The sequence below is a fragment of the Flavobacterium sp. genome (genome assembly GCF_041392005.1).
Lineage (GTDB): Bacteria > Bacteroidota > Bacteroidia > Flavobacteriales > Flavobacteriaceae > Flavobacterium.
The window spans coordinates 1-8,558 of sequence record NZ_JAWKMX010000039.1 but is presented as its reverse complement, the minus strand read 5'-3'; the positions used below and the strand labels follow the sequence as shown (position 1 = coordinate 8,558).

The 8,558-nt window shown below is 30.4% G+C and carries 7 protein-coding genes; all 7 read left to right on the top strand.

The annotated features are described in order from the left end of the window. Nucleotides 1-240: hypothetical protein (locus R2808_RS11180; protein ID WP_371271098.1), on the top strand; the 240-nt coding region annotated here is incomplete at its 5' end. Nucleotides 241-256: 16 nt separating this feature from the next. Continuing rightward, nucleotides 257-1,084: a hypothetical protein gene (locus tag R2808_RS11175; protein ID WP_371271097.1), complete on the top strand. Its 828-nt coding sequence runs from the start codon at nt 257-259 to the stop codon at nt 1,082-1,084. Between the two features lie 17 nt (nt 1,085-1,101). Further along, nucleotides 1,102-2,847: an ATP-dependent endonuclease gene (locus tag R2808_RS11170; protein ID WP_371271096.1), complete on the top strand. Its 1,746-nt coding sequence runs from the start codon at nt 1,102-1,104 to the stop codon at nt 2,845-2,847. Between the two features lie 190 nt (nt 2,848-3,037). Further along, nucleotides 3,038-3,634: a DUF6088 family protein gene (locus tag R2808_RS11165; protein ID WP_371271095.1), complete on the top strand. Its 597-nt coding sequence runs from the start codon at nt 3,038-3,040 to the stop codon at nt 3,632-3,634. Between the two features lie 7 nt (nt 3,635-3,641). Beyond that, a complete protein-coding gene (locus R2808_RS11160) occupies nt 3,642-4,196 on the top strand; it encodes a helix-turn-helix domain-containing protein (protein WP_371271094.1) in 555 nt (184 codons plus the stop codon). Between the two features lie 64 nt (nt 4,197-4,260). After that, nucleotides 4,261-5,100, top strand: a complete 840-nt coding sequence (locus R2808_RS11155; protein ID WP_371271093.1) for an ATP-binding protein — start codon at nt 4,261-4,263, stop codon at nt 5,098-5,100. Between the two features lie 188 nt (nt 5,101-5,288). Beyond that, nucleotides 5,289-8,474 (top strand): type I restriction endonuclease subunit R, encoded by a 3,186-nt coding sequence (locus tag R2808_RS11150; protein WP_371271092.1) that lies wholly within the window; start codon nt 5,289-5,291, stop codon nt 8,472-8,474. The last annotated feature ends 84 nt before the right edge of the window (nt 8,475-8,558 follow it).

The window sequence follows — 8,558 nt, the reverse complement described above, 5'->3', positions numbered from 1 at the left end:
ACTATTTCAAAGTTTGAAAACCCAAGTATTAAGTTAATCTCATTTATTGAACAAAATGATATTTTAAAGGGTTGTAGTTCATTACATTCAATGATGCAAGATTTATCACATGGAATAATTAGAATTGACAAACCTATACTTCCTGACGAAATAAAAATGGGTTGTATTACAATTTTGAGTTATATAAATAATAAATATTCAGGACAAATTGAAAATCTAAAAAAAACCATTGAAAAATAATTTACCATTTTAATCAATGTCAAACCAAACCGCCATATTATCCAATCATTCGTTAAACACTTCTTCAATAGAAGTTGTAGCGCAGCAGCTTAGTGGTAAGTTACAAGCTACTGTGGTGTATGGATATTGTACTAATTTAGAAGTTGCACCACTACACTGGAAAGGCGATTATGATTATATAGAACTAGGTAAAGTAGATTTTAATGACAACTCGCAAAAGCAATTCTTTTTATGTGATATGTATTATTTACATAGAGAATTGTTAGAAAAGCACAAGGAATTTATTACAAATGAAATTTTACCATATCTAAGAGATTTAGAAGATGTTATTAATAGTAAAAACAAACTGTATTATGAATTTTTTGAAAAAGGTGATGGTATAAAATTAGATATTTTTCAAAATGCAATCGATATTCATTTTTTAGAATCGTACGATTGGAGAAGTTTTACTCGTTTGTTTAGCTATGCTTCATTAAAAGAGTCAATAAATTATTTGCAAGTTTGGCGCAAAGAACACCAGACGTTAATTCATCTTTTTGGTGGCAACGAAATGATAGTTTATGAAGATATAGCAGAAGATTTTGAAAATTTAGCAGAGATTAAAACCACTACTTTTGAACAATTGAAACAAAAAGCAATAAGCGAACATCCAAATAGCTATTGTAGTATTTCCCATTTTTTACAAGAAAAGAAATACATAGGCTTACCAAAATATGATGATGCTCCTTTAACCAAAGAAGACATTAATAAATTACAAAACGGGTTACCTTTAGAACTTAAAAACAAAGAAAAAGGCTACGAGCTATTTTTTGATGATTTTAGGGATTTAAAAATTGATAATTAATACAACAACTATAAGGAATGAAAATTAAGGAAGTTCAAATCAAAAACTTTAGATCAATTAAAGATGAAAAAATTATTTTTAACCACAATTGTCTGATTTTATTGGGAAAAAACGAAGCTGGTAAAAGTAATATTTTAAAAGCAATAGCAAGTGTTTTTGGTGAATATCAAGTAAGTAATAAAGATAGAAGAAAAAGAATTGATAATGAAAAAATTGATGATAACGATTATTATGTAAGAGCGGTTTTATCTTTAGAGAAAAATGATTTTGAATTATTAGAAGAAACTTTTCTTGAGACTTATAGCGGAATTGAAAATATTAAGTTTAAGAAAGGTGTTTCTTTAAGTAATTATATTAAAAAAATCTTTTATGAACTCATTGTTAAAATATCAATAAAGGATAATAGCTCAATTGAATATACTTATTGGAAGCCTGTAGAAGTTTATGAATTAAAGGAACAAATTAGATTGCATGGAAGTGTTATTTCTACAACTCAGGGTAATATCGTTAAACTTGAAGATTTACTTTTTGATTTATTAAAAGAAATATATGCGTATGATGAATTTACATGTCATTTTTGGAGTTATTCTGACGAATATTTATTACCAGGTTCTGTAGATATAAATACTTTTATTTCTACTCCTTATAAGTTTAAAGGATTGGAGAATATTTTTCATTTATGCGGGAGAGGAAAAATTCGGGAGGAATTTGAAAATGCTAAATCTGAAGATGGTGATTACTTTAATTTGTTGGATCAAGTTTCTAGAGAAGTAACGAAGACTTTTAGAAAGATTTGGAAAGATTTTAACACAACTTCAATACAATTACTACCAAATGGAAATGAAATGTCTATTAAAGTTGTAAATAAAGCAAAGTATAATTTTGAAGACCGAAGCGATGGTTTTAAGAAGTTTATTAGTATTCTTCTAATGCTGTCAACACCATCTCGATCCAATAAGATATCTGAAAAAGATATAATTCTTATTGATGAACCAGACCAAAGTTTATATCCTACTAGCGCAAAATTTTTAAAAGACGAATTAATTGAAATAAGTAAAAAATCAAAAGTAGTTTTTTCAACACATTCCCAATATATGATTGATTCTAATTGTTTAGATAGACATCTTGTAGTTGAAAAAAAGGATGATATTTCTACGATTAAAATAGAAGATAAAAATGCTCCATATACTGATGATGAATTATTAAGAAGAGCAATAGGATCTAGTATTTTTGAATGTTTACAACCTGTTAACATAATTTTTGAAGGCTGGTTAGATAAGGAGTTATTTAATAAGTATTTATCATTTAATAAAAAAACGAATGATTTTAAAAATATAGGCATTACTTATTTATGGGGTATTTCTGGGGTTGAACAGTTTGTTTCGTTATTAATTTTAGCAAATAAAAAGTTTGTTGTTGTAGCTGACTCAGATGAAGTGTCAAGTAATAAGAGAATTGATTTTCAGAAAAATTATCCTCAATTTAAAGATAATTGGATTGGTTATTCAGATTTAAAAGGAAGTTTTACAACTATGGAAGATTTTTTCAATCAAGATTATATTTTGACTAAAATAGTTGAAGAAAACCCTGATTATAAATATGACGATAAGAAAAACGCTATTACGAATATTGATAGGGCAGTCCAAAAAGATAAAGAACAAAAACAAAAAATTAAAAATTCTCTTATTAATGATTTAAAGAAAACAGACATAATTAATGATTATGATCTACTTGTTGAGTTAATCAAAGAGAAATTAAAATAATTATGTTAACAGAAAAGATAAAGTTATTTTTAGATAACGAAACCATATTGATAATACATTAAAAGATGTTAGTAAATGGGAAAATCAATTTTTGTTTCGTACTTATTACCTTCTGAAGTGTTATGTTAATTAATCATATTTTTGTCACAAATATTTACTAAATTTGTGACATAATTAAAAAATAAAAATCGTGCAATCCTCTCATAATCAAATAGAATTAAAGATAAAAAAATCACCTAAGGGTAAAATTTTTTTCGCAGATGATTTTGTGAAATTCGGCTCTCCAGAGAATGTTCGAAAGGTATTGTCGCGTTTAGAAAAAGAAGGGTTGTTAGAGCGTTTAGCTCAAGGTATTTATTTAGTGCCTAAAAAAGATGGATTACTAGGAATACTGTACCCAACGACAGAAGAGATTGCTGTAGAGATTGCTAAAAGAGATAAAGCTAGAATAGCACCAACAGGTTCATTAGCTTTATATCAACTAGGTATTACTACACAAATACCTTTAAAAGCAGTGTATTTAACTGATGGTGCACAACGTGTAATAGCTATAGGAAATCGTACCATTCAGTTTAAGAAGACAACACCTCGTAATTTAGCGATTAAAGATCAGTTGTTATTGCTTATTACACAAGGGCTAAAAGAAATAGGACAACACAAAGTTAATGAGTCTCATTTGCAAAAATTGCAACCATTTGTCTTGCAATTAGACAATGAGATACTGAAATCGCAACTCAAGTTTGCTCCAGTTTGGGTGCAAAAACGTATTCAAGAATTAAGAAAGTAAAATAATTATGAAAAACTGGATACCAAAAGCTATAAGCTACTTAGATAAATCATTAGGAAAAGTGCCTTCCGAACTTAACGAAATAGATTGGAAAGAAACACTTTCACCAAAAAACGAAAAATTATGTCAGCATATTGCAGCGTTTGCCAATATGCCGGGTGGTGGTTTTTTAGCTTTTGGTATCAATGATAAAACAGCTGAAATAATTGGCATTCAAAAAAAGGAAGCCGATAATATTGTAGAGCGTTTAGCTTCTCTTTGTCGTGATGGTGTTGAACCTTTAGTGAAAATTGATCATAGTATTGAAACCTTTAGAGGAAAAGAGATATTATTTGTTCATATTTTAGAAAGTGCAGTAAAACCTGTTCATTTAAAAGGAAAAACTATTGAAGATAGTTTTATAAGAAGCGGTGGTACTACTCGCAAAGCATCAAGACCAGACGTAGGTGCGTTAATGTTGAATAGCAAAACTCCTACTTGGGAAGAACTACACGCTTCAAAACTTCTTAACGAAGTAGAAGTAATTACTCTTTTAGAATATGATAAAATTTTGAACTTTTAGAATAAAGCCTGTACCATCACGTTATAAAAATTCAAAATGATTGAAGATGAAAAAATGATTGTAGATGTTGATGGTAAAGGATATTATATTACCAATTTTGGGGCCGTTGCAACGGCAAAAAGACCTAAATAAATTTGATGGCTTAACAAGAAAAGTAGTTAGGCTTATAAAATATGAAGGTAAAAATAAAGCTGGTGCAAGCAAAGAATATCCTGGAAGAAAAGGATATGCAGTAGGTTTTGAAGCTTTGATTTTATTTATTCAAGGATTGCTTCAAGATAGTGAAATCATTAAAAATGCTTTACGTGTTGACACCTCTATATATCCAGAAATAGCACTTCGTGAATTAATTGCTAACATTCTTATCCATCAAGATTTTTCAATTAGAGGTTCAGGACCAATGATTGAAATCTTCGACGATAGAATAGTTTTTAGTAATCCAGGGAAATTATTACCTTCTAAAAAAATCGACCGACTTATTCGTACCACTCCCGAATCTCGTAATGAAATTTTAGCATCAGCATTTAGACGATACAATATTTGCGAAGAAAGAGGTTCAGGTTTTGAAAAAGCAGTTATAGCTATCGAACTATTTGGTTTACCACCTTTAAAATTCCAAGAACTTGAAAACTCTTTTGAGGTAACTATGTATGCTCCTAAAAAATATGCGGATATGACAAATGAAGAACGAATAGAAGCATGTTACCAACATAGTATAATTGAATATTACGGTAATGGCGGTTTTAATAATGCTTCTTTAAGAAAGCGTTTTGGTATGCATGACAAGCAAGCAGCTCAAATATCCTTATTAATAAAGGAAACTATGGATGCTGGTAAAATAAAACCAAAAGATTCAGAAAATGTATCAAAAAAGTTCAGTCTATATATTCCATATTGGGCATAATCATTTATTTAATTATAAAATGGAGATTAGTAATAACTTGTTGAATATCAATGCTTTTTTATTTAATTTGAATTCGGAAAACATAAATATTTTATTTAATTGGTTTTCGATAAAAAAACATAATCTGTTGTTTTTCAGCACGTTTTTATTTAATTCGAATTCGGAAATATTTAATTTAAAGTTTTAGAATGAAATTCACTGAAGCACAACTAGAACAAGCCTTTATAGACTTACTGCAACAGGAGCAAATGACCCATGTAGTAGGAAACGAGGTGCGTAAACAAGACGAAAATATAGTAGCTGAAGCACCTACGCAATACGGTCATATAGTTACCGAAAGGGTGTTGATTGAAAATGATTTACGTGAATACTTGAAAAGCAACTATACAGAAGAAAATATTACGGATAATGAAATAACGAGTATTATTCGCGAACTCGATAATCTTCCAGCTTCTGATTTGTATGAGTCTAATAAAAAGTTCATGGATAAGTTGTGCAATGGCTTTTTATTAAAACGTGAAGATCGTTCGCAAAAAGATATTTTTATTCAATTGATTGACTATTCTGAAAAAGACAACAACACTTATAAAATTGTCAATCAACTAGCCATAAAAGGCTACGAAATGCGTATTCCCGATTTGATTTTGTACATCAACGGATTACCCTTAGTAGTTTTTGAATTTAAATCGGCAATTCAAGAAGATACTACCATACATAACGCTTATGTTCAGTTAACCACTCGATACAATAGAGATATTCCTGAGCTATTTAAATACAATGCCTTTTGCGTAATTAGTGATGGTGTAAACACAAAAGCAGGTTCGTTTTTTGCACCTTACGAGTTTTTTTATGCATGGCGTAAAACAGACGGAATGACTAATGAGGTTGATGGTATTGATGCGATGTTTACTATGATTCAAGGAATGTTTAATCGTGACCGCTTAAGAGAAATTATTCATCACTTTATTTATTTGCCAGATAGTTCTAAAAAGAACGAGAAAATCGTTTGTCGTTATCCACAATATTATGCCACAATAAAGTTATTTGAAAGCATAAAGAAAAACCAAAAACCAGAAGGTAATGGTAAAGGTGGAACGTATTTTGGAACAACAGGTTGTGGAAAAAGTTTTACGATGCTTTTCCTTTCTCGAATGATTATGAGAAGCACTTATTTTAAAAGTCCAACCATTGTTATCATTACCGATAGAACCGATTTAGATGATCAGCTTTCTGGACAATTTACCAATGCAAAAGGTTATATTGGGGACGAGACCATCGTGAGCGTAGAGAGTCGTTCACATTTGCGTGAGCAATTACAAGGTAGAAATAGTGGTGGGGTGTTCATGACCACCATTCACAAGTTTACAGAAGATACTCAACTTTTAACCGATAGAACCAATGTAATTTGTATTTCGGATGAAGCGCATCGAAGTCAAACCAACTTAAATCAGAAAGTTATCTATTCCGAATCAGGCGTAAAGAAAACTTACGGATTTGCAAAATATTTGCACGATTCGTTACCTAATGCTACCTACGTAGGCTTTACAGGAACTCCAGTAGATGCCACTTTAGATGTTTTTGGTGAAATAGTGGATTCTTACACCATGCGAGAATCGGTTGCTGATGAAATTACAGTTCCTTTAGTTTATGAAGGTCGTGCAGCAAAAGTAATGTTGCATCAAGATAGGTTGAGGGAAATTGAAAATTACTACGAACAATGTGCAGATGAAGGTAGCAACGAAAATCAAATTGAAGAAAGTAAGAAAGCCATGTCGCAGATGACCGTAATCTTAGGAGATCCTTCTCGCTTAAAAGCAATAGCTGAAGATTTTGTTTCGCATTATGAAAAGCGAATGGAAGAAAAATCGAGTGTGGCTGGAAAAGCTATGTTTGTGTCGAGTAGTCGTGAAATTGCTTATCAATTATACCAAAATATACTAGAATTGCGACCTGAGTGGGGAATTGCCAAAGAAGCGGAAAATTTAGAACTGTTAAGCGAAAAAGAAAAGCGCGAGTTACTTTCTATTGAACGCATAAAAATGGTAATGACTAGAGGCAAAGATGATGAAAAAGAGTTATATGATTTATTAGGGACTAAAGAATATCGAAAAGAATTAGACCGTCAATTTAAATTTATCAATTCTAACTTTAAAATTGCGATTGTAGTCGATATGTGGTTAACTGGTTTTGATGTTCCGTTTTTGGATACCATTTATATTGATAAACCTATTCAACGCCATAATTTAATTCAAACCATTTCGAGAGTAAACCGAAATTTTGAAGGAAAAGAAAAAGGGCTGATTGTAGATTATATTGGGATTAAAAAGCAAATGAATTTAGCTTTAGCACAATATAATTCGGGGCAGGAAACTAATATAGAAGAAGTAGAACAATCGGTTATAATTGTTAAAAATCAATTAGATTTATTAGCAAAGTTATTTCATAAGTTTGATGCGTCAAAATATTTTAATGGTACAGCTTTAGAACAATTACAAACTTTAAATAAAGGTGCTGAATTTGTTCAAATGACCAAAGAGATTGAAACTCGTTTCATGAACATTGTTAAGCGATTAAAAGCCGCTTTTGATATTTGTTCAGGTAGTGAATTAATTTCTGAAGAAGAAAAAGACCAAGTTCATTTTTATTTAGCCATTCGTTCAATCGTCTATAAATTAACTAGAGGAACTGCACCTGATGCAGCTCAAATGAACGAAAAAGTAAGAGGGATGATTCAACAAGCAATCGAAAGTGAAGGCGTTGAAGAAATCTTTAAACTTGGTGAAGACGAAGCAAAAGAAATCGACTTGTTTTCAGATGATTATTTAGCAAAATTAGATAAGATAAAGTTACCTCATACAAAATTCAAATTGTTACAAAAGCTTTTACAACAAGCCATTGATAAAATGAAGAAAGTAAATAGAGTAGCGGGTATCGATTTTTCAAAACGACTAGAGTTTATTGTAAGCAAATACAACGAGCGAAACGAGAATGATGTTTTACGTAGTGAAGTTTTAGAAGACTTCACGAATGAGATTATGGAGTTGTATTTTGCCATTAAACAATCGCAAGATGAGTTAAATGAATTAGGTATAGATGTTGAAGAGAAGGCTTTTTATGATATTTTAAAAATGCTTACCGTAAAATATGATTTTCCTTATCCAGAAAAAAAATTATTACACTTAGCTAAAGAAGTTAAAAATGTGGTTGACGACAAAGCTAAATATGCTGACTGGAGTAAGCGTGATGACATAAAAGCAGAATTAAAAGTAGATTTGATTATTCTTTTAGCAGAAAATGATTACCCACCTGTCGACAGAGATGAAGTTTATAAAGAGATTTTTGAACAAGCAGAAAATTATAAAAAGTTTAATTAAAACGGCAACAAAAACGGCAACCGTAAAATAAAAACCCTGTAAAAACAATGTATTACAGGGTTTTTTGTGGAGTCGGAGAGAATC

Excerpts from the sequence above, each read along its gene's own strand:
- R2808_RS11150 (WP_371271092.1), top strand. The coding sequence starts at position 5,289 with ATGAAATTCACTGAAGCACAACTAGAACAAGCCTTTATAGACTTACTG.
- R2808_RS11160 (WP_371271094.1), top strand. The coding sequence starts at position 3,642 with ATGAAAAACTGGATACCAAAAGCTATAAGCTACTTAGATAAATCATTA.
- R2808_RS11155 (WP_371271093.1), top strand. The coding sequence starts at position 4,261 with ATGTTGATGGTAAAGGATATTATATTACCAATTTTGGGGCCGTTGCAA.
- R2808_RS11175 (WP_371271097.1), top strand. The coding sequence starts at position 257 with ATGTCAAACCAAACCGCCATATTATCCAATCATTCGTTAAACACTTCT.
- R2808_RS11170 (WP_371271096.1), top strand. The coding sequence starts at position 1,102 with ATGAAAATTAAGGAAGTTCAAATCAAAAACTTTAGATCAATTAAAGAT.